Origin of the sequence: Pseudomonas sp. 22515, from assembly GCF_052044625.1 — a bacterium.
Classification (GTDB): Bacteria; Pseudomonadota; Gammaproteobacteria; order Pseudomonadales; family Pseudomonadaceae; genus Aquipseudomonas; species Aquipseudomonas alloputida.
This window is the reverse complement of record NZ_JBQENN010000020.1, coordinates 67896-88506: the sequence shown is the minus strand read 5'-3', so window position 1 is coordinate 88506 and position 20611 is coordinate 67896. Positions and strand designations below refer to the sequence as shown.

At 61.7% G+C, this 20611-nt stretch carries 20 protein-coding genes; 12 read left to right on the top strand and 8 right to left on the bottom strand.

Translation table 11 applies throughout. The features are described from left to right. Nucleotides 1–87 precede the first annotated feature (87 nt). Genes ACTJJN_RS18910 through ACTJJN_RS18900 form a run of 3 tightly spaced genes read right to left on the bottom strand, consistent with a single transcriptional unit; the run spans nt 88 to nt 2054 of the window. Nucleotides 88–927 (bottom strand): oxidoreductase, encoded by an 840-nt coding sequence (locus tag ACTJJN_RS18910; protein WP_014754031.1) that lies wholly within the window; start codon nt 925–927, stop codon nt 88–90. 43 nt (nt 928–970) lie between these two features. Beyond that, nucleotides 971–1258: a putative quinol monooxygenase gene (locus ACTJJN_RS18905; RefSeq protein WP_012053254.1), complete on the bottom strand. Its 288-nt coding sequence runs from the start codon at nt 1256–1258 to the stop codon at nt 971–973. Between the two features lie 31 nt (nt 1259–1289). Then, the gene (locus ACTJJN_RS18900; RefSeq protein ID WP_014859533.1) at nt 1290–2054 is read right to left on the bottom strand and encodes an SDR family NAD(P)-dependent oxidoreductase; all 765 of its coding nucleotides are present in this window, start codon (nt 2052–2054) and stop codon (nt 1290–1292) included. Between the two features lie 297 nt (nt 2055–2351). On the opposite strand from ACTJJN_RS18900, the gene ACTJJN_RS18895 reads away from it, so the two are divergent. After that, nucleotides 2352–3257, top strand: coding sequence for a LysR family transcriptional regulator (locus ACTJJN_RS18895; RefSeq protein WP_012053252.1), 906 nt, complete (start codon nt 2352–2354; stop codon nt 3255–3257). 311 nt (nt 3258–3568) lie between these two features. On the opposite strand, the gene ACTJJN_RS18890 is transcribed toward ACTJJN_RS18895, so the two are convergent. From ACTJJN_RS18890 to ACTJJN_RS18880, 3 genes are all read right to left on the bottom strand, one after another. Then, nucleotides 3569–4474, bottom strand: coding sequence for a helix-turn-helix domain-containing protein (locus tag ACTJJN_RS18890; RefSeq protein ID WP_012053250.1), 906 nt, complete (start codon nt 4472–4474; stop codon nt 3569–3571). Nucleotides 4475–4686: 212 nt separating this feature from the next. Continuing rightward, nucleotides 4687–4941 (bottom strand): Atu4866 domain-containing protein, encoded by a 255-nt coding sequence (locus ACTJJN_RS18885; RefSeq protein ID WP_014754027.1) that lies wholly within the window; start codon nt 4939–4941, stop codon nt 4687–4689. Nucleotides 4942–4970: 29 nt separating this feature from the next. Continuing rightward, the gene (locus tag ACTJJN_RS18880; RefSeq protein WP_017147827.1) at nt 4971–5708 is read right to left on the bottom strand and encodes an SDR family oxidoreductase; all 738 of its coding nucleotides are present in this window, start codon (nt 5706–5708) and stop codon (nt 4971–4973) included. A 511-nt stretch (nt 5709–6219) separates the two neighbouring features. On the opposite strand from ACTJJN_RS18880, the gene ACTJJN_RS18875 reads away from it, so the two are divergent. From ACTJJN_RS18875 to ACTJJN_RS18855, 5 genes are all read left to right on the top strand, one after another. Then, a complete protein-coding gene (locus ACTJJN_RS18875) occupies nt 6220–7143 on the top strand; it encodes an NADP-dependent oxidoreductase (protein WP_029611774.1) in 924 nt (307 codons plus the stop codon). Nucleotides 7144–7490: 347 nt separating this feature from the next. Beyond that, nucleotides 7491–7754, top strand: coding sequence for a hypothetical protein (locus ACTJJN_RS18870; protein ID WP_324737504.1), 264 nt, complete (start codon nt 7491–7493; stop codon nt 7752–7754). Nucleotides 7755–7943: 189 nt separating this feature from the next. After that, on the top strand, nt 7944–8798 hold the full coding sequence (locus tag ACTJJN_RS18865) for an AraC family transcriptional regulator (RefSeq protein WP_230623073.1): 855 nt from the start codon (nt 7944–7946) through the stop codon (nt 8796–8798). A gap of 263 nt (nt 8799–9061) precedes the next feature. Next, complete coding sequence (locus ACTJJN_RS18860; protein ID WP_004577419.1) at nt 9062–11098, top strand: NADPH-dependent 2,4-dienoyl-CoA reductase; 2037 nt, start codon at nt 9062–9064, stop codon at nt 11096–11098. Between the two features lie 236 nt (nt 11099–11334). Continuing rightward, on the top strand, nt 11335–12228 hold the full coding sequence (locus ACTJJN_RS18855; RefSeq protein ID WP_014754022.1) for a 1-aminocyclopropane-1-carboxylate deaminase/D-cysteine desulfhydrase: 894 nt from the start codon (nt 11335–11337) through the stop codon (nt 12226–12228). Here ACTJJN_RS18855 and ACTJJN_RS18850 read toward each other — a convergent pair. Both ACTJJN_RS18850 and ACTJJN_RS18845 read right to left on the bottom strand, forming a co-directional pair. After that, a complete protein-coding gene (locus ACTJJN_RS18850; protein WP_003247218.1) occupies nt 12219–12764 on the bottom strand; it encodes a cytochrome b in 546 nt (181 codons plus the stop codon). The genes ACTJJN_RS18855 and ACTJJN_RS18850 overlap by 10 nt on opposite strands. Before the next feature lie 162 nt (nt 12765–12926). Continuing rightward, the gene (locus tag ACTJJN_RS18845; protein WP_017147824.1) at nt 12927–13949 is read right to left on the bottom strand and encodes a DUF1853 family protein; all 1023 of its coding nucleotides are present in this window, start codon (nt 13947–13949) and stop codon (nt 12927–12929) included. Between ACTJJN_RS18845 and ACTJJN_RS18840 the strand changes: the two genes are divergently transcribed. Genes ACTJJN_RS18840 through pepN form a run of 6 tightly spaced genes read left to right on the top strand, consistent with a single transcriptional unit; the run spans nt 13948 to nt 20465 of the window. After that, entirely contained in the window at nt 13948–14838 is an 891-nt protein-coding gene (locus tag ACTJJN_RS18840) for an NAD(+) kinase (RefSeq protein ID WP_003247220.1), read from the top strand. The two genes, ACTJJN_RS18845 and ACTJJN_RS18840, sit on opposite strands and share 2 nt — an antisense overlap. After that, complete coding sequence (locus ACTJJN_RS18835; RefSeq protein ID WP_003247221.1) at nt 14838–15809, top strand: metallophosphoesterase; 972 nt, start codon at nt 14838–14840, stop codon at nt 15807–15809. Before ACTJJN_RS18840 ends, ACTJJN_RS18835 begins: the two co-directional genes overlap by 1 nt. Continuing rightward, a complete protein-coding gene (locus ACTJJN_RS18830; RefSeq protein WP_440781512.1) occupies nt 15806–16693 on the top strand; it encodes a rhomboid family intramembrane serine protease in 888 nt (295 codons plus the stop codon). The genes ACTJJN_RS18835 and ACTJJN_RS18830 overlap by 4 nt, the downstream gene beginning before the upstream one ends. A 13-nt stretch (nt 16694–16706) precedes the next feature. Then, nucleotides 16707–16967 (top strand): YeaC family protein, encoded by a 261-nt coding sequence (locus ACTJJN_RS18825; protein ID WP_003247224.1) that lies wholly within the window; start codon nt 16707–16709, stop codon nt 16965–16967. Continuing rightward, nucleotides 16964–17794: a DUF2797 domain-containing protein gene (locus tag ACTJJN_RS18820; RefSeq protein ID WP_003247225.1), complete on the top strand. Its 831-nt coding sequence runs from the start codon at nt 16964–16966 to the stop codon at nt 17792–17794. The genes ACTJJN_RS18825 and ACTJJN_RS18820 overlap by 4 nt, the downstream gene beginning before the upstream one ends. A 13-nt stretch (nt 17795–17807) precedes the next feature. Then, nucleotides 17808–20465: an aminopeptidase N gene (gene pepN / locus ACTJJN_RS18815; RefSeq protein WP_047604543.1), complete on the top strand. Its 2658-nt coding sequence runs from the start codon at nt 17808–17810 to the stop codon at nt 20463–20465. Nucleotides 20466–20611 lie beyond the last annotated feature (146 nt).

Genomic DNA, 20611 nt, shown 5'->3' with positions numbered 1-20611 from the left:
GCTTCAGCGCTCAACACAACATGAATTGCCGTACAGGCAATCCGCCAGTTCGTTTGGATGGCAGCTCGGGAAGCGAGCCGCTGGTTCTCAACCCTGGGACGCTGGAAAATCGACGCCGCGAGCGGTGGCTTCCCAGAGGCTGAACTCCGTACGCATGGCGGACAGCTTGGCCATCGCCACATCGAATGCTCTGTTGCCCAGCAGCAGGCGGTGTGGTGGCTGAGGCGAAGTAACCGCAGTATGAATCGCCGCAGCTGCACGGGCCGGGTCCCCCTCCTGCTTGCCGACCGAAGCGTGGTAGGCACGGCGCGCCTTACCTGCGGTAACCTCGTAATCCGCTATCGGTTCCGGCACTTCACCCGATGAGCCTGCCCATTCGGTGCGAAATGCGCTGGGCTCGACCGTCATGACACCGATCCCCAGGGGCTCAAGCTCAGCACGCAAGGTTTCCGATAACCCCTCGACAGCGAACTTGCTCGCGCAGTAGTAGCCTACTGCGGGGAAGCCCGCGAGCCCACCTATGGAGGTCAGGTTCACGATCATGCCCTGACGCCGCTGGCGCATGCCGGGCAGCACTGCCTGGATCATATGGGAGGTGCCGAAGAAGTTAACGTCGAACAGGCGGCGCGCCGCCTGCGGGTCTGTTTCCTCGACAGCGGCGAAGTAACCGATACCGGCGTTGTTGACCAGTACATCCACCCTGCCGAATACGCGTTCAGCTTCAGCCACCACGGCCTTGGCCTGTTCGGCATCGGTTACATCCAGTGGCAGTACCAGCGATTGGCCGAGGCTGGCGAGATCCTGCACCTGTTCGGTCTTGCGTGCGGTGACAACCACGCGCTCGCCTTGCTTGAGCAAATGGGCTGCAATGTGGCGGCCAAAACCGGTGGAACAACCGGTTACCAGCCAGGTGTTCTGTGTACTCATGGGAGGGTCCTCCTGCAAGTGGTCGGGTTCAGTGCTTGATCGTCTAGGCGCGCCGCTCGAACGTATGGACCTTGGGGACCTCGCTGCAGAACGTGTCGAGTTCGGTCATGAAGGCCTGCACATAAGGTGTCTGCAGATGTCCGTCAAAGGCCTCGGACGAGTGCCAGTCCTCGTAAACGAGCCAACCCTCGACCGAGTCGCCCGATTGGTAGATGTCGTAACGGACGCAGCCAGGCTCCTGCCGTGTGGGGCCGACCAGCGCCAACAGGCGCTGGCCGAGGGCACCGCTTTGCCCGGGGCGTGCGGTGAAGAACGCGAGCTTTGTGAGCATGCTATGGGCTCCTTTATGGGTGATAGACCGATCAACCGGCGGTCACGGTCATGCCGCCGTCGGCCATGACAACCGAACCGACCATGAAGCTGGCCCGTTCGGACGCGAGAAACGCGACGAGCTCGGCAATTTCTTCCGGCTGTGCGGCACGGCCGATGGGGGCCGCTTCGCCGTGCTTGGCAAGAAAGCCAGGACCGTCTTCGACCACGTCATTGAGGATGTTGGTGACCACGTCGCCGACGCCGATGGCATTGACGCGGATACCGTACTCGATGGCTTCGAGTGCCAGCGTACGGGTCAGCTGTGCCAGCGCACCCTTGGAGGCGGTGTAGGCCGCGATGGTTGGAAAGGCGAAGTAGGCGGCATAGGAGGCGATATTGACGATTGCGCCGGACTTGTTAGGCATCATTGCCTTGACTGCCTCGCGGCAATGCAGAAAGGCCGCGGTGGTATTAACCGCCTGGATGCGCTCCCAGTCTTCGCGGGTCATGTCGATGACCAGTTTGTTGATGATGATCCCGGCGTTATTCACCAGGATGTCCAGCCGGCCGAACCGCTCGACGGCAAGGCCGACGGCACGTTCTGCAGCGCCATCTTCGCTGATGTCCGCCACCAGTGGGACCAGCCCTGGACGTGCGAGGTCTTCTACGGCAGGGTCGATATCTTCGGCAACGACCTTGGCGCCACGTGCATGCAGCAAAAGCGCAATTGCCTTGCCGATGCCACTGGCGGCGCCGGTGACCAGCGCGACTTTGCCTTCGACTTCATGGGGAATGTTGGGCGTGATAGTAGTCATGATGCTCTCCTGCGTTGTGAGCCGAGGAGACATTCGCCGGCTCTAGCCCGTAAGGGACGGCTTTACTGTCGCGCAACGCGCAGAGAGAGGCTTTCGTAAGCTTGCCGAGGCTGTCGGGATTTTGCGCCGATATGCAGTCTCTCGGTCCGTAAGCGCAAATCATGCTTTGAATCGCCAGCCAACCCCGCCATCCAGGAGCGGAGTAAACACAGGGGCACCTGGCTCACCGGGGCTTTGACCCGCTGGCTTACCTGCAAACCTCAGATAATATGAGCCGGAACGTTCGAGAGAAGAGCAATGATTTCAGACCCGGGTACCCCAACGCTCGATCAACTGCGGGTATTTCTTGCAGTAGTCGATGTCGGCAGTTTTGCTGGAGCAGCGCGCAAGTTGCATCGCGCCACTTCAGTGGTGAGCTACTCCATTGCCAACCTGGAACTGCAGCTGGGCGTCAGCCTTTTTGATCGCAAAACCACCCGTAAGCCGCAATTGACCGACGCCGGCCGGACAGTGCTGGCCGAGGCGCGCACCATCTACAGCAGCATTGACGGGCTGCGCGCCAAGGTTCGCGGTTTGCTGCATGGCCTGGAAGCCGAAGTGCATCTCGTGCTTGACGTAATGTTGCCTCGCGAGCGTATGGTCGATGCGCTGAAAGCCTTCCGAGAAACGTTTCCAACCGTATCCCTACACCTGCATATAGAGGCGCTTGGCGCAGTGACCCAACGGGTGCTCGACCGCGGCGCCACGTTGGGTGTGAGTGGCCCTCTGACCACAAGCATTGATGGCATTGAACGTATCGGCGTAGGTAAGGTGGCGCTGGTTCCGGTGGCCGCGCCTGACCACCCGTTGGCGCAACCGGGTCCACACCCGCCGGGTTCAGGTCGCGCACATGTTCAACTGGTTCTGACAGATCGTTCACGGCTCACTGCAGATCAGGAATTCGCGGTGATCGGCACACGCACGTGGCGCCTGGCGGATTTGGGCGCCAAGCACATGCTGCTTCGCGAAGGCATCGGCTGGGGCAACATGCCGATAGACATGGTTCGCGATGACCTGGCCACCGGACGCCTCGTGCAAGTCGAACTGCCCGACTGTTTTGGCGGCGATTATGCGTTCGATGTTATTTACCGCACCGACACGCCTCCCGGCCCGGCCTCGAAATGGCTGATCGAACGGTTTAAGGCTCAGGCCCGATCCTCCTGACCATTCGAAAAAGTCGAACCTGACGCCCGGCGCATCTATGAACAGGAGTATGTGCTCTTCGTGCGTGTCAAGGACGGCAAGCTTGCCTTTATCCGTGAGTACTTCGACCCGGTCCGGGCTGCCGTTGCCCTGAATGCGCCGATTCCTGCGTTGGCCAGTTAAGGTGTCGCTCGCGCTTACGCAACGCCGCTGCACGGTTGCCGCTTCGCTGAGCCCCTGGCTGTTCGGCTGGAGGGATCTTGAAGGCACACTGGGCGGTCGGTAACAAAAACCGATGCGTTCGCCGAGCTTCTATACGGCATCATATTCCCCTATTGGCGGTATTGCGTGGGCGTTACGCCCACCTCGCGTTTGAACACCTGTGAGAAATGGCTGTGACTGCTATACCCAACCTCCAGGCCTATATCGATGATGCTCTGATCGGTCTCGAGGAGAAGCTGCCGGGCCCGAGCCATCCTCAACCTGATGAAGAACTGCAAGGGTGAATATCCGGCGGCTTTTTTGAACATTCGGCTGAAGTGGCATTCACTCATCCCGGCAACCTCGGCCAACTGCCTTAAATTGAAGTCCCTTGCCAGATCGGCTTCCATGGCCGCCAGCACGCGCCGAAACTTGTACGCAGGGAGAGCGTTGCGGCGTGGGCGATCGTCCGCTGAGCTATCCAGATAATTGCGGGCAAGGTAGACGGCGATGCATTGGGCCAGACCCTGCAAATAGAGCGGGCTTGCGCCACGTCCCATGAGTTCCAGCCGAACATGCTCCAGCAGTACCGACAGTCCTTCGTCACGCCCGCCTGACACTTCCCGCAGGCGAACGGCCTCGACAGGCCCGCCCATTACTTCATGGATGGCTTTTTCCAGGAGCGGGACACCGAGATAGATGTGCATGACTTCAAAGGCGTCTGCGCTGGAGACGTTCCAACGCATCTCATACGGTTGCGCCGAAGTGGTCAAAAAGAAATCGCCTTTAGCAACTTCGCTGGTTTCCCATTGGCCCCCAAGCTCACGTTCCTGTACGGCAGCGTTTCCCGAAATGATCCAGACCAGCAAGGGTTCGGCCACCGCTGGGACGATGAAGTTACCTTCCTCACGTTCCCGGTTGAAAATCTGCACCAAGATGTCCCGGTCGGCCAGCACGTCCGAAGCGGCAATTCGCTTGCCCCGGATGTGTGCCTCCAAACCATGGGCAGAAGTCCGCTCTGTCACATCCAGGGTCATAGTGTCCTCCCTCTTTCTTGGCGAGTACGCAGGATAAAAGCTGCCTCGCTTCCTGGGTGCCGTACGGTCAGGTACAGGTTCAAGGCGGACAGCGCGCGGTGTATTTCACCTGATCTGGTCACGGCAGTGAGAACACACTCTGGACGCAACGGCAGGGCTTTCAGGGTTCAGAGTCACGACAAAGCCGGAATGTCTCCATTCCGGCTTGCGCTTCAACGTTCGGGGTATAAAACCATCCCGGCGTGGTACAACACATTGTTGCGAAACTCACCATCAGCGGTAAATCCAGTGTCATCGACATACTCGATGTGATCACCCTCCAACCAATAGCGGCCCTGGTAAGCACTTGCTTGCCGACCGCGTGCTTCGTCGTAGCGGCCCCCGGGCAAGAGTTCATGGCGAATCCGACCGTCAGCCGTCACCCACATGCCAACGTATGTGTTCTGGTTTCCATATGGCTTGCCCATCTCTGTTCCTCGCTATCGTCAATAGAGCATCAGAATGGACTCGCGGTTGGACGCACGATCAGCTCGCTGACGTCGACATCCGCTGGCTGCTCGACCGCGTAGGCAATCGCACGGGCAATGGCCGCAGCGGGAATCGCGATCTTGCGAAACTCCCTCATCTCCGCGCGTCCGCCTTCATCCGAAATGCTGTCGGCCAGCTCCGATTCGGTAACGCCTGGTGCAATCACCGTGACTCGAATATCACCCCCGACCTCTTGACGCAGACCTTCGGAAATTGCCCGGACGGCATATTTGGTGGCGCAGTACACCGCAGCAGTAGGGCTCACGGCGTAGGCACCAATTGAGGCGATATTGATGATCTGGCCAGCACGCTGCTGTTGCATGAGCGGCAGCGTTGCAGCAATACCGTGTAGTACGCCGCGAATGTTCACGTCGATCATCCGGTTCCACTCATTGACCTTCAACGCTTCCAGTTTCGAGAGTGGCATTACGCCGGCATTGTTGATGAGTACATCGACGCGACCATGCAATTCGACAGCGAAATCGATGAAGGACTGCATGTCGTCCAGGCTGGTGACGTCCAGTGCCAGCACATCAGCGGTACCGCCTGCTGAACGAATGTCATCGGCCAGGGCTTCAAGGCGGTCGGTACGGCGGGCCCCCAGAACGACGCGAGCGCCTTTGCTGGCGAGCAGGCGGGCTGTGGCTTCGCCGATACCACTGCTGGCGCCTGTAATCACGATGACTTTGTGTTCGATGCCGTGCATTTTTTTCACTCCTGTTACTGGTTTCAGAGGCACCTGCTGACCGGCAGGTGTTGAAGCAAGAGTAAAAATCCTGGGGGGAACAGCGTTATGTGATTCCTGCGGCAGTCATGCACGATCCTGCTTGATTGATCTGCGACTCCTCTCAGCCCTTTGCCCGATCCTGGACTGTCTGAGGGCTGCACGAACCGGATACAACTTTTCTATTTATTCGAACATAAATGCCGAAACTAACCGGCTATTAAGCAAAGGCGTATGGAGCCACACTCTCACCCGAACTGCTGCAGTCGTACTGGCGTTGTTCAGTGTTCTCACCGCAGCGATTTTCCACAGCGCGCTGGCCGACCAGGCCCAGTTCATCCATTTCTTCAAGAACATCGCGATGGCCGGTGGCTTGCTGCAGACCGTGGCTTTTTTGGTGCAGGCCGCTTCAGCTTGGACGCCCGTCGTCAGTAGTCGAAGTGCAGCACCACAGAGCATCTGGGGCATCATCACCTTACCAATGGGAAAAACTATGAAAGCTATCCAAGTGGCACAGTACGGTCAGGTTCAGGGGTTGGAACTCAAAGATGTCCCAGATTTGGTGCCCAATGACGACCAGGTTTTAATCAATGTCGCGGGGAGTGGAGTCAACCCGATTGACTGGAAGATCCTCTCAGGGGCAATGAAGCAATTCATCCCATTGTCTTTGCCCTATACGCCGGGGGTCGAGGTTGCCGGTACCGTTGCAGCGGTTGGCAAAAATGTCCACGGGTTTGTTGTGGGGGATGAGGTATTCGGTTTCATAGGCATAGTCGGTGGCTACGCGACTCAGGCCGTGGTAGCCGCCGACAGGCTTGCGCATAAGCCCGCCGGCCTGCCGCTCCTCCACGCCAGTGGCATTCCTGCTGCAGCGCTTACCGCCTGGCAAGCACTGCATGAACACGCCAACCTACAGTCGGGTCAAACAGTGTTGATTCACGGGGCTGCGGGAGGTGTAGGAAGTTTCGCCGTACAGCTGGCTCGCCTGGCCGGTGCCTATGTATTGACAACGGCCTCGGCCGGCAACCGAGACTACCTGTTTTCACTCGGGGCGCAGCAGGTCATTGACTATACCGCGCAACGGTTCGAAGACGTGGCTGAAGAGATCGATGTTGTTCTCGACCTGGTAGGAGGAGAAACGCAAGACCGTTCGTGGACGATTGTCAAACGAGGAGGTGTACTTGTATCTACCGTCAGCCCACCCGACCCGCAGAAGGCGCTTGAACACGACGCTGTCGGCAAACATTTCGCTACCCGTTCGGACGGGCGCCAGTTAGCACAGATCGCGCAATTGATTGCTGAGGAGAAGTTGCGCGTCGAGGTTGAGGTGATGCCACTTTCCAAGGTGACCGACGCTATAACGCTGAGCTCAGGGGGGCATACCCGCGGCAAGCGTGTCCTGGATGTCAATCGTTGAACAGCGGTTAACTGTATTAGGCTCTTTATGCAAAGCCTGGGAAAGGGATGCCTGCTCCTGCCTGAAGCCTGAGCCCCGAGATGCCTCGCCGCAGGAATGTGCAAAATCATCGCAGGAAACCCATAACGGGTTCATTACCGCCGCCTTAATCTGAGCCCAAGCAGCAAGCGAACCCACTGCTGCTGCCGGCCATCAGAGCGACCAAGCCTGGAAGCATACAGGCATCAACGTCACGCATTGCACTGACAACCGGCAACGAATCCATCGCTAATTTCGGAGTCGCTGTCATGAAAAATGTTAACAAAATGATGATTGGAGTCGCCTTAACTGTTCTGAGCGCAAGTTCGATGGCGCTTCCAGCCAAAGAGCAAGGCAACTGGACCCATAAACCTTGCAAATACCTGTGTGCACCAATCCTGGTCGAGGACGGTGCAGACCGACTCAATGGCCGTCGGGTTGCCGAGGACGGTGCAGACCGACTCAATGGCCGTCGGGTTGCCGAGGACGGTGCAGACCGACTCAATGGCCGTCGGGTCGCCGAGGACGGTGCAGACCGACTCAACGACCGGCGTGTAGCCGAGGACGGTTCGGACCGAGTCATCAATGCCTGATGTGCCTGGGCTGCGCCAAAAGCCCGGAAAAACCGGGCTTTCGGCAGATCAAATGATCCATTCGGCATCTACCCAAATGGATGCGAACCCACCTATCCTCTGCAATCGGGACAGCCGAACGGGGAGGTAACGGTAGGGAGTGATCTGGACGATGAGCTGACACGCCTCAGGGCCGAACTGGCATCAGCGATGCAACGTTTTGCTCCGACATACGGCGTCTATCAAACGGCGATTGATCCGTTGCATTTCATACGCAGCGACACGCCAACAGACGTCATCCATACGGTTCATAAACCGGGATTGTGCATAATTGTACAGGGCCGGAAACAGATCCAGTTGTGGGATGAAAGCTATACCTACGATCAACTGAACTATCTGGTTGTCTCTGTGACACTGCCTCTGGCTGGGCAAGTGACCGAGGCCTCTCCAGAGAGGCCCTACTTCTGCATTCGCCTGGATATCGACCCGGCAGAAATCGCTCAGCTGATTGCCGACGTCAGCCCGATCGGCGTACCCAGCCAGCCATCTCGTCGCGGCCTCTATCTGGACAGGATTGATACCCCATTGCTTGATGCCATGTTGCGACTGGTACGTCTGTTGGATGTGCCCTCCGATATCCCGGCATTGGCTCCGCTGGCCCTCAGGGAAATATTCTACCGGTTGCTCAAAGGCCAGCAGGGCCAGCGATTACATGAGATAGCCATCAACGACAGCCAGACCCACCGGGTGACAAGAGCTATCGAATGGTTGAACAACAACTATGCGCAGCCGCTGCACATCGATGAGTTGGCGAGCTATGTCAATTTGAGTAATTCCACGCTTCACCACCGATTCAAGGCAATCACCGCGATGAGCCCGTTGCAGTACCAGAAACAACTGCGTCTGCAGCACGCACGAAGGTTGATGATTTCAGAAGGGCTGGATGTTTCCACGGCCGGGTTCACGGTGGGCTATGAGAGCCCGTCACAGTTCAGCCGAGAATACAGCCGGATGTTCGGAGCCCCTCCAAGCAAGGACATCGCAAAGATTCGATCGATGGGATGAGTTGCAAGGTGGAACGGGCATGCAAAGAGGCTCCCCCTATGCCCCGCAAGCAAGTAAAGGGGGGCAGCGTAGGGGTATTGATACCGGTCGGGCCTATGCGTCAGCCCTCAGCAGTCTCGCTGTGCGCCAGGATCAATAACTTGTCAGTTTCGATCATTGAGCCCTTTCAAACGGCTGTTTAATGTCGCTGACAGACAAACGACGGGGCCCGCCACCCAGTGAGGTGCCCGCAATCCGTGATCACGCCATCAGGGGACCTTTCCATGGCCGCCGACCGCTACCCGCACCTGCTTGCCCCGCTGGACCTGGGCTTTACCACCTTGCGCAACCGCACCCTGATGGGCTCGATGCACACCGGCCTCGAAGAGCGCCCCGGCGGCTTCGAGCGCATGGCTGCATACTTTGCCGAGCGCGCCCGCGGTGGCGTTGGCCTGATGGTCACTGGCGGCATTGCGCCCAATGATGAAGGCGGGGTGTATTCCGGTGCGGCAAAGCTCAGCACCGAGGAAGAGGCCGACAAGCACCGCATCGTCACCGAGGCGGTGCACGCTGCCGGTGGCAAGATCTGCCTGCAGATCCTGCATGCCGGGCGCTACGCCTACAGCCCACGCCAGGTGGCACCTAGCGCGATCCAGGCGCCGATCAACCCGTTCAAGCCCAAGGCGCTGGACGAGGAGGGTATCGAGAAGCAGATTGCCGACTTCGTCAATTGTGCCGTGCTGGCCCAGCGTGCCGGTTACGACGGTGTCGAAATCATGGGTTCGGAAGGTTACTTCATCAACCAGTTCCTGGCCGCCCACACCAACCACCGCACCGACCGCTGGGGCGGCAGTTATGAAAACCGCATGCGCCTGGCAGTGGAAATCGTCAGCCGGGTGCGTGGCGCGGTAGGGCCGAACTTCATCATCATCTTCCGCCTGTCGATGCTCGACCTGGTCGAGGGTGGCAGCACCTGGGACGAGATCGAGCTGCTGGCCAAGGCCATCGAGCAGGCCGGCGCTACCTTGATCAACACCGGAATCGGTTGGCACGAGGCGCGTATTCCGACCATCGCCACCAAAGTGCCGCGTGCGGCCTTCAGCAAAGTCACCGCCAAGTTGCGGGGCGTGGTGAGCATTCCGCTGATCACCACCAACCGCATCAACACCCCGGAGGTGGCCGAGGCGGTGCTGGCCGAGGGCGATGCGGACATGGTCTCGATGGCCCGACCGTTTCTCGCCGACCCGGACTTCGTCAACAAGGCCGCAGCCGGTCGCGCGGATGAAATCAACACCTGCATCGGCTGCAACCAGGCCTGCCTGGACCACACCTTCGGCGGCAAACTGACCAGCTGTCTGGTCAACCCGCGTGCCTGCCACGAGACCGAACTCAACTACCTGCCTGTACGTACGGTGAAGCGCATTGCCGTGGTCGGCGCCGGCCCGGCTGGCCTGGCGGCGGCCACCGTGGCGGCCGAGCGGGGCCACGCGGTGACCCTGTTTGACGCCGCCAGCGAGATCGGTGGCCAGTTCAACGTGGCCAAGCGGGTGCCGGGCAAGGAAGAATTCTTCGAAACGCTGCGTTACTTCCGCAACAAGGTCAAAAGCACGGGCGTCGACCTGCGCCTGAATACCCGTGTGGATGTGCAGGCACTGGTGGGCGGCGGCTTTGATGAAATCATCCTGGCTACCGGCATCGCCCCGCGTACCCCGGCCATTGCGGGCGTGGAGCACGCCAAGGTGCTCAGCTACCTGGACGTGCTGCTCGAGCGCAAGCCTGTGGGCAAGTCGGTGGCCGTGATTGGCGCGGGAGGTATCGGCTTCGATGTGTCCGAGTACCTGGTACATGAGGGCGTGGCCACCAGCCAGGACCGAGCGGCATTCTGGAAAGAGTGGGGCATCGATACCCACCTTCAGGCGCGAGGTGGTGTGGCCGGGATCAAGGCCGAGCCGCATGCCCCGGCGCGGCAGGTGTACCTGTTGCAGCGCAAGAAATCCAAGGTGGGTGACGGGCTCGGCAAGACGACCGGCTGGATTCACCGCACCGGGTTGAAGAACAAGGGGGTGCAGATGCTCAACAGCGTCGAGTATCTGGCTATCGACGATGCCGGCCTGCACATTCGTGTGGACGGCGGCGAGCCGCAGGTGCTGGCGGTGGATAACGTGGTGATCTGTGCCGGGCAAGATCCGCTGCGCGAGCTGCAGGAAGGGCTGGCGGCGGCGGGGCAGTCGGTGCACCTGATTGGTGGCGCGGATGTGGCGGCCGAGCTGGATGCCAAGCGGGCGATCAACCAAGGCTCGCGGTTGGCGGCTGAGCTCTGAGGTCGTTGGGGCTGCGTGAACCCGACACCTGCACGTGTAGGAGCGGGCATGCCCGCGAAACAGGTGACGCGGTGGATGGCACCGGCTTTGCCGGTGTTCGCGGGTGAACCCGCTCCTACGACGGCCTGTGCCGGGGTATCGATGCCTGTGTCGAGCCACCCTGGCACTGTGATGCCTCGGCGGGGGTGACTCATCGATTACAAGCGCTTGCGGGATTACCCTGTACACTGCGATCCATGCATGTATTCGACCTCCCCCCAGCCCCCCTGCAGTTTCTGGACTTGCCCTGGCTGCGGCAAGCCCAGGTCCAGGCCGCCATTCTGCGCCTGGACCTGATTGACCCGCTGATCAGCGGCAACAAGTGGTTCAAGCTACGCCACCACCTGCAACAGGCCGGCGCCAGCCATGCTCCAGGCCTGATCAGCCTTGGCGGCAACCATTCCAACCACCTGCACGCCTTGGCCGCTGCCGGCAAGCGTTTCGGCTTCGCCACCGTCGGCCTGTTACGCGGCCATGCCCAGGACACGCCAACCGTGCGTGACCTGCAGGCGCTGGGCATGAAACTGCATTGGCTAGGCTACGGCGGCTACCGTGCGCGCAACGAGCCAGGCTTTTGGGCTTCCTGGCAGGCGCGCTATCCAGGCTGGCACTGCATCCCCGAAGGGGGCGGCGGGCTGGCCGGTGCGCAGGGCTGCGCGCTGATCATGCAGCAGGCGCGCGCGCAAATCTCGGCCTTGGGCTGGTCAGACTACGACGCCTGGTGGTTGGCTGCCGGAACGGGGACTACCTTGGCCGGCCTGGTGATGGCCGAGGCAGGGGCGCATGCCGTGCATGGCGCCTTGGCCGTACCCAGGGATCATGGGGTGCCGGAGACGGTGGCAGCACTGGCCGGCACGCACGGCTACCAGCTACACGACGCCTGCCGTGGCGGTTTCGGAAAATTCGACGATGCGCTACTGACGTTTATCGCCGACTGCGAGCAGCACACTGACGTGCCGCTCGAAGCCCTCTATACCGGCAAGGCTCTGCTGGCCTTGCGTGATCAGGTCGCTGCCGGGCTGTTCAAGCCCGGCAGCCGCCTGATCTTCGTACACACAGGTGGCCTGCAGGGGCGACGCGGTTACTTGTAAGGCAGCATGCGCAACAGCGTGTTGTCGCGCTGCACATAGTGGTGGTAAAGCCCGGCCAGTGCATGCAGGCCGATCAGCCAGTAGCCCCAGCTGCCAATACGCTCATGCCAGCCTTTGATGAACTTGGCCTGGTCCGGGTTCGGGCCGATCAGATGGGGCAGCTCCAGGCCAAAGAACGGCACCGGTTTGTCGGCGGCGCTGAGGATCAGCCAGCCGGCCAGCGGCAGGCCGATCATCATCAGGTACAGTGCCAGGTGCATCAGGTGCGCCAGGCCAGTCTGCCAGGCCGGTGGTTTTGGCACGATGGGCGGCGTCGGGCGGCTCAGGCGCATGGCCAGACGCAGCCAGACCAGCACGAACACGCTGAGCCCGAGCATGAAGTGCAGGTCCTTCATCAGGTTGCGTTCGACGCTGTCCTTGGGGAACAGGCCGCGCAATTCGATGAGCGCATAGACAGCGGCCAGCAGCACCAGCATCAGCCAATGCAGGGCGATGGACAGGCGCGCGTAATGGGTCGCGGGGTTGGATGAAACCATGATCGGTCCTCGTCATCAGGTCGGAAAGGCGCTCTTGCTGGCGCTCAGGTACCATTGTAATGGTTACCAGAAACGAATCTTTGCGCTGGGTCTGTGAAAATTCTGTTGCCAGCCACCGGCCTCTTCGCGGGCGGGCCCGCGAAGGGGCCGGAACAGGCGACATCAGTTACCGGGCAGATACGGCCAGTCATCAGCCACCAAAAACACCCGCTCTGCCTCCTGCCAGGCACCCTCGGCATCAGGCACCAGTCGTACCAGCAACTGCGCCGGTGCCTGCTGCTCCAGCACATGCAGCCACGCCGCAAACTGCTCCGCCTGCCAGCACTCACCTGACGCCACCCTAGCCGGCGCCAGCCAGGCATGCCGCTGCAGCGGCTGCCAACGCTCGCCCTCGGCCATCACCCAGTCCCGCCGACGAAGCCAGCGCCCGCGCAAATGTTGCGGGTTGGCGCCCTCCGGCGCCTCGGCATGCCCAGGCTGTGGATAGAACAGGTAACCACCCAGCCACATTTGCGCCTGCACCTGCTCCACCCCTAGCTGGGCCAGCGCCTGACGGCTGTGCGCCCCCTTGGACATGGGCAACTGGTGCCCCGCCAGGTGCGCAAGCTTGGTCCCCAGCCGGTCATGGCAACCTGGCCCCAGCCAGGCATGGGGATCGTGCCCGGCGCCTTCCGGGCCCAGGTACAGCTTGATCGCCAGTTCCAGGTGGTGCACGCCGTCGCAGTCGCGCAACACCACGTCGAGCTCGCCCAAGGTGCGCCCGCCGTCGCGAATCGCCAGGTTGGCGGCCAGCAGCTCGATGCCTGGCGCCTGGCCCAGGGCAAATTGCCACAGGCGTTCGTAGTAATGCCCCAGGCGCCGGCTGCCCAATTGCGCCAGCCACTCGCGCAACGGTCGGTCATCGGCATCCAGGGCCCGCAACCATTGTTCAAGGCGTTGTGGCTGCTGCGCCCACAGGCTGCCCGCCAGCGGGTGTCGCTGGGGGCAGGGCGGGGCGCTGAGCAGGGGCGGCGACAACAGGGCCCATGCCAGGTCACGCACGGTAGAGTGCTGCAGTTGTCGGGGCAGGTCGTGAAGCTGGGCGAATGGCGTCATCCTGCGAGCATAGCCGGTTTGCCGCTGCCCGGTGGTTTCGCCCATAATCGGCGCATCGTCACCCGCCGCAGAGCCTCGCAGGAGCCCCATGGAGCAATTTCGCAATATCGGTATCATCGGTCGCCTTGGCAGCTCGCAGGTGCTCGACACCATTCGCCGACTGAAAAAATTCCTCCTCGATCGCCACCTGCACGTGATCCTCGAGGACACCATTGCCGAAGTGCTGCCCGGCCATGGCTTGCAGACGTCCACCCGCAAGCTGCTGGGCGAGGTCTGCGACCTGGTCATCGTGGTCGGCGGCGACGGCAGCCTGCTGGGCGCTGCCCGCGCGCTGGCCCGGCACAACATTCCGGTGCTGGGTATCAACCGTGGCAACCTGGGTTTTCTCACCGACATCCGCCCCGACGAGCTGGAACAGAAGGTCGCCGAAGTGCTCGACGGCCACTACCTGGTAGAAAACCGTTTCCTGCTGCAGGCCGAGGTGCGTCGCCACCACGAGGCCATCGGCCAGGGCGATGCGCTGAACGACGTGGTGCTGCACCCGGGCAAGTCCACGCGCATGATCGAGTTCGAGATCTACATCGACGGCCAGTTCGTCTGCAGCCAGAAGGCCGACGGCCTGATCGTCGCCACCCCCACCGGCTCCACCGCCTATGCGCTGTCGGCCGGTGGCCCGATCATGCACCCCAAGCTCGATGCCATCGTCATCGTGCCGATGTACCCGCACACCTTGTCGGGCCGGCCGATCGTGGTTGACGGCAACAGCGAGCTGAAGATCGTGGTGTCCAAGGACCTGCAGATCTACCCGCAGGTGTCCTGTGACGGCCAGAACCACTTCACGTGCGCCCCCGGCGACACCATCACGGTCAGCAAAAAGCCGCAAAAGCTGCGCCTGATCCACCCGCTGGACCACAATTACTACGAGGTCTGCCGCACCAAACTGGGTTGGGGCAGCCGCCTGGGGAGCAGTGACGACTGATGCTCGATCCGGCGCGAAGTTTTGACATCATCGGCGACGTGCACGGCTGTGCACTGACCCTTGAACGCCTGCTCGACGCCCTCGGATACAAGCGCGTGGCTGGCGTGTGGCGCCACCCGCGACGTCAGGCGCTGTTCCTTGGCGACATCGTCGACCGCGGGCCACGCATTCGTGAGGCGCTGCACATCGTCCACGACATGGTCGAAGCCGGCCAGGCGTTCTGCATCATGGGCAACCACGAATACAATGCCCTGGGCTGGGTCACCCCGGCGCTGCCTGGCAGCGGCAAGGCCTATGTCCGCGAACACACGCCGCGGCATGCCCGGCTGATCGACGAAACCCTGACCCAGTTTGCCCAACACCCCGGCGATTGGCACGATTTCGTCAACTGGTTCTACCAGCTGCCGCTGTTCATCGACGCAGGGCGCTTCCGTCTGGTGCACGCCTGCTGGGACCCGCGGCTGATCGAGCCGCTGCGCCGGCAATACCCCGACGGACGCATCGATGAGCACTTCATCCAGGCCTCGGCGGTCAGTGGCAGTTTTGCCGACACGGTGTGCAACCGCCTGTTGCGCGGTACCGACATGCGCCTGCCGGACGGGCTGACGCTGACCGGCGGCGACGGCCTGACCCGCGCGTTCTTCCGCACCAAGTTCTGGGAAGAAGACCCGAAAACCTACGGTGACATCGTGTTCCAGCCCGATGCCCTGCCCGAGGAAGTGGCCAGCACCCCGCTCAGCCACAGCCAGAAGAACGCCTTGCTGCGTTATGACGAAGACCAGCCGATGCTGTTCGTCGGGCATTACTGGCGCAGCGGCCGACCGGCACCGATCCGCGCCAACCTGGCCTGCCTGGACTACAGCGCCGTGCTCTACGGCAAGCTGGTCGCCTACCGGCTGGATGATGAAACCCGTATAGACCCACACAAGTTCGTCTGGGTCGACGTCGACCGCCCACAGGCCAACCAATGAACATTATCGAAGTGATGCGCCTGCCGCTGTCGGTCGACCTCAGCGGCTTCGTCCACCTGTTGCAACGCCTGCAGGTACCGCACCGGGTCAGCGAGGAGGGCGATGCCCAGGTCCTCTGGGCCCCCGACACCCTGGCCGAAGATGTGCTGCAGCTTTACCAGCGCTACCCCGACGGCAACGCCGACCTGCCGGCCAGCGCCGACCCTGTAGGGGCGGGTTCGCCCGCGAATGCCCCCACACAACCTTCCCTGGCAGCCCAGGCCAAGACCTGCAAGATCACCACCCTGACCCTGCTGCTGTGCTTCATCGTCGCCGGCCTTACGGGGCTTGGTGACAACTTCACCACCATCAGCTGGTTCACCTTCCTCGACTTCCGTGTCCAGGGCGACTACCTGTACTTCACCTCGCTGGCGCAAACCCTGGATGACGGCCAGTGGTGGCGCCTGGTATCACCCATGCTGCTGCATTTCGGCGTGCTGCACCTGGCCATGAACAGCCTGTGGTACTGGGAGCTGGGCAAACGCATCGAACTGCGCCAGGGCCCGTGGGCGTTGCTGGGCCTGACCCTGCTGTTCAGCCTGGTGTCCAACCTGGCCCAGCACTACACCAGTGGGCCGAGCCTGTTTGGTGGTCTGTCCGGCGTGCTGTACGGCCTGCTCGGGCATATCTGGCTGTACCAGTGGCTGGCGCCTGACCGTTACTTCAACCTGCCCAAGGGCGTGCTGGTGATGATGCTGATCTGGCTGGTGGTATGCCTGACCGGCGTGGTCGGCACGCTCGGCCTTGGCCAGATCGCCAATGCCGCCCACGTCGGCGGGCTGCTCATCGGATGCCTGACCGGGCTCTTGGGTGGGGCGCTGGCCCGGCGTAAACTGTCGGCTTGAATCAGGAGACACTATGTCCACTTTCGCGCAAATGATTGAAAACATTACCCCGGAAATCTACCAGAGCCTGAAACTGGCCGTGGAAATCGGCAAATGGTCCGATGGCCGCAAGCTCACCGCCGAGCAGAAAGAGCTGTCGCTGCAGGCGGTCATCGCCTGGGAGATGAAGAACCTGCCTGAAGACCAGCGCACCGGCTACATGGGCCCGCAGGAGTGCGCGTCGAAGTCCGCGCCCATCGCCAACATTCTGTTCAAGTCGGACTCGGTACATTGATCGAACTCGCACGTGGCTCGTTGAGCAAGATGGCCGTAAGCCTGCAGGCACCGGTGGTGCAGTACAGCTTCCGCCTGGATGACACGCAGGTGCCGGTCAACCCCATGATCGGTCAGCGCCTGCGCCTGGAATACCTCGGCGCCATTCATTGCAGCCATTGCGGCAAGCGCACCAAGACCAGCTTCAGCCAGGGTTACTGCTACCCGTGCATGACCAAGCTGGCCCAGTGCGATGTGTGCATCATGGCCCCGGAAAAATGCCACTACGACGCCGGCACCTGCCGGGAGCCGTCGTGGGGCGAACAGTTCTGCATGACCGACCACGTCGTCTACCTGGCCAATTCGTCGGGGATCAAGGTCGGCATCACCCGTGCCACCCAGCTGCCCACCCGCTGGCTCGACCAGGGCGCCAGCCAGGCGTTGCCGATCATGCGCGTGGCCACCCGGCAGCAATCGGGCCTGGTTGAAGACGTGCTGCGCAGCCAGGTGCCGGACCGTACCAACTGGCGCGCGCTGCTCAAGGGCGATGCCGAGGTGCTCGACCTGCCGGCCATCCGGGAGCAGGTCTTCGAAGCCTGCGCCGACGGCCTGCGCGAACTGCAGGGGCGCTTTGGCCTGCAGGCGATCCAGCCGCTGCCGGACGCCGAAGTGGTGCAGATGAACTACCCGGTCGAGGCGTACCCGAAGAAGATTGTCAGCTTCAACCTCGACAAGGACCCGGTGGCCGAGGGCACGCTGCTGGGCATCAAGGGCCAGTACCTGATCTTCGACACCGGTGTGATCAATATTCGCAAGTACACGGCCTACCAGTTGGCCGTGCTCCAGTAAAAAGGACCTGCACATGCGTACCGAACAACCGCAAGTGATCTACCTCAAGGATTACCAGGCGCCGGAGTACCTGATCGACGAGACGCACCTGACCTTCGAGCTGTTCGAGGACCACACGCTGGTTCACGCGCAACTGGTCATGCGCCGCAACCCGGCACGCGGTGCCGGCCTGCCGCCACTGGAACTCGATGGCCAGCAGCTGGAACTGCTGCGCGCCTCCCTGGATGACCAGGAATTGCAGCCAGGCGACTACCGGCTCGACGCCGACAGCCTGACCATTCAGCCCAAGGCCGAGCGTTTCACCCTCGACACCAGCGTGAAGATCCACCCGGAAAGCAACACCGCCCTGGAAGGCCTGTACAAGTCGGGCAAGATGTTCTGCACCCAGTGCGAGGCCGAGGGCTTCCGCAAGATCACCTACTACCTCGACCGCCCGGACGTGATGAGCACCTTCACCACCACGGTCATCGCCGAGCAGCATCGCTACCCGGTCTTGCTGTCGAACGGCAACCCGATCGGCAGCGGGCCGGCCGAAGACGGCCGCCACTGGGCGACCTGGGAAGACCCGTTCATGAAGCCGGCCTACCTGTTCGCCTTGGTCGCCGGTGACCTGTGGTGCGTTGAAGACAGCTTCACCCGCCAGTCCGGCCGTGATGTGACCCTGCGCATCTACGTCGAGCCCGAAAACATCGACAAGTGCGACCACGCCATGGTCAGCCTGAAAAAGTCCATGCGCTGGGACGAAGAAGTCTATGGCCGCGAGTACGACCTGGACATCTTCATGATTGTTGCGGTCAATGACTTCAACATGGGCGCCATGGAAAACAAGGGCCTGAACATCTTCAACTCCAGCTGTGTGCTGGCCCGCGCCGAAACCGCCACCGATGCTGCGCACCAGCGCGTCGAAGGGGTGGTCGCTCACGAGTACTTCCACAACTGGTCGGGCAACCGTGTCACCTGCCGTGACTGGTTCCAGCTGTCGCTGAAGGAAGGCTTCACGGTGTTCCGCGATGCCGAGTTCAGTGCCGACATGAACTCGCGCACGGTCAAGCGCATCGAAGACGTCGCCTACCTGCGCACCCACCAGTTCGCCGAAGACGCCGGCCCCATGGCCCACCCGGTGCGCCCGGACAGCTTCATCGAAATCTCCAACTTCTACACCCTGACCGTCTACGAGAAGGGCGCCGAAGTGGTGCGCATGGTCCGTACCCTGTTGGGTACCGAAGGCTTCCGTAAAGGCAGTGACCTGTACTTTGAACGTCACGATGGCCAGGCGGTAACCACCGACGACTTCATCAAGGCCATGGAAGACGCCAACGGCGTCGACTTTACCCAGTTCAAGCGCTGGTACAGCCAGGCGGGTACCCCGCGTCTGGAGGTCAGCGAGGCGTATGACGCCGCCGCGCAGACCTACAGCCTGACGTTCCGCCAGAGCTGCCCGCAGACCCCGGACAAGGCCGAGAAACTGCCGTTCGTGATCCCAGTGGAACTCGGCCTGCTGGATGCCGCCGGCAATGACCTGCCGCTGCAGTTGGCGGGCGAAGACGCCGCTCAAGGGACCAGCCGCGTGCTGTCGGTGACCGAGGCCGAGCAAACCTTCACCTTCCAGGGCATTCAGGCCAAGCCGCTGCCATCGCTGCTGCGTGGCTTCAGCGCCCCGGTGAAGCTGAGTTTCCCGTATGACCGCGACCAGCTGATGTTCCTGATGCAGCACGACAGCGACGGCTTCAACCGCTGGGAAGCGGGCCAGCAGCTGTCGGTGCAGGTACTGCAGGAACTGATCGGCCAGCATCAACGCGGTGAAGCCCTGAAGCTCGACCAGCGCCTGATCACCGCCCTGGGCACTGTGCTGGGCAACGAATCGCTGGACCCTGCCATGGTGGCCGAAATGCTCTCGCTGCCAGGTGAGGCGTACCTTACCGAGATCAGCCAGGTGGCCGACGTCGACGCCATCCACGCCGCCCGTGAGTTCGCACGCCAGCAGATCGCCGAACACCTGTTCGACGCCCTGTGGGCGCGTTACCAGGCCAACCGTGAAGTGTCGCGCAGCACTGCCTATGTGGCCTCGGCCGAGCACTTTGCCCGCCGCAGCCTGCAGAACATCGCCCTGTCGTACCTGATGCAGAGTGGTAAGCAACAGGTGCTGGAGGCGACCCTGGAGCAGTTCGAGCACTGCGACAACATGACCGAGCGCCTTACCGCGCTGGCGGTACTGGTCAACTCGCCGTTCGAGGCCGAGCGCGCCAAAGCGCTGGCGGCGTTTGCCGAGCACTTCAAGGACAACCCGTTGGTCATGGACCAATGGTTCAGCGTGCAGGCGGCCAGCACGCTGCCGGGTGGGCTGGCGCGGGTCAAGGCATTGATGCAACACCCGGCCTTCACCCTGAAGAACCCGAACAAGGTGCGTGCGCTGATCGGTGCCTTTGCCGGGCAGAACCTGGTCAACTTCCATGCTGCCGATGGCTCCGGGTATCGCTTCCTGGCGGACCTGGTGATCGAGCTGAATGCGCTGAATCCGCAGATTGCATCGCGGCAACTGGCTCCGCTGACACGCTGGCGCAAGTATGACGATGCGCGTCAGGCGCTGATGAAGGGTGAGCTGGAGCGCATTCTGGCTTCGGGTGAGTTGTCCAGTGATGTGTATGAGGTTGTGAGCAAGAGTCTGGCGTAATTCTTGTGAATTGGGGCTGCTTTGCAGCCCTTCGCGGGTGAACCCGCTCCTACAGGGGGGCGTAACCTTGTAGGAGCGGGTTTACCCGCGAAGGGCCGCCCAGCGGCCCCGGCTTTCCCCGGCCGACAACAAAACATAACACCCCG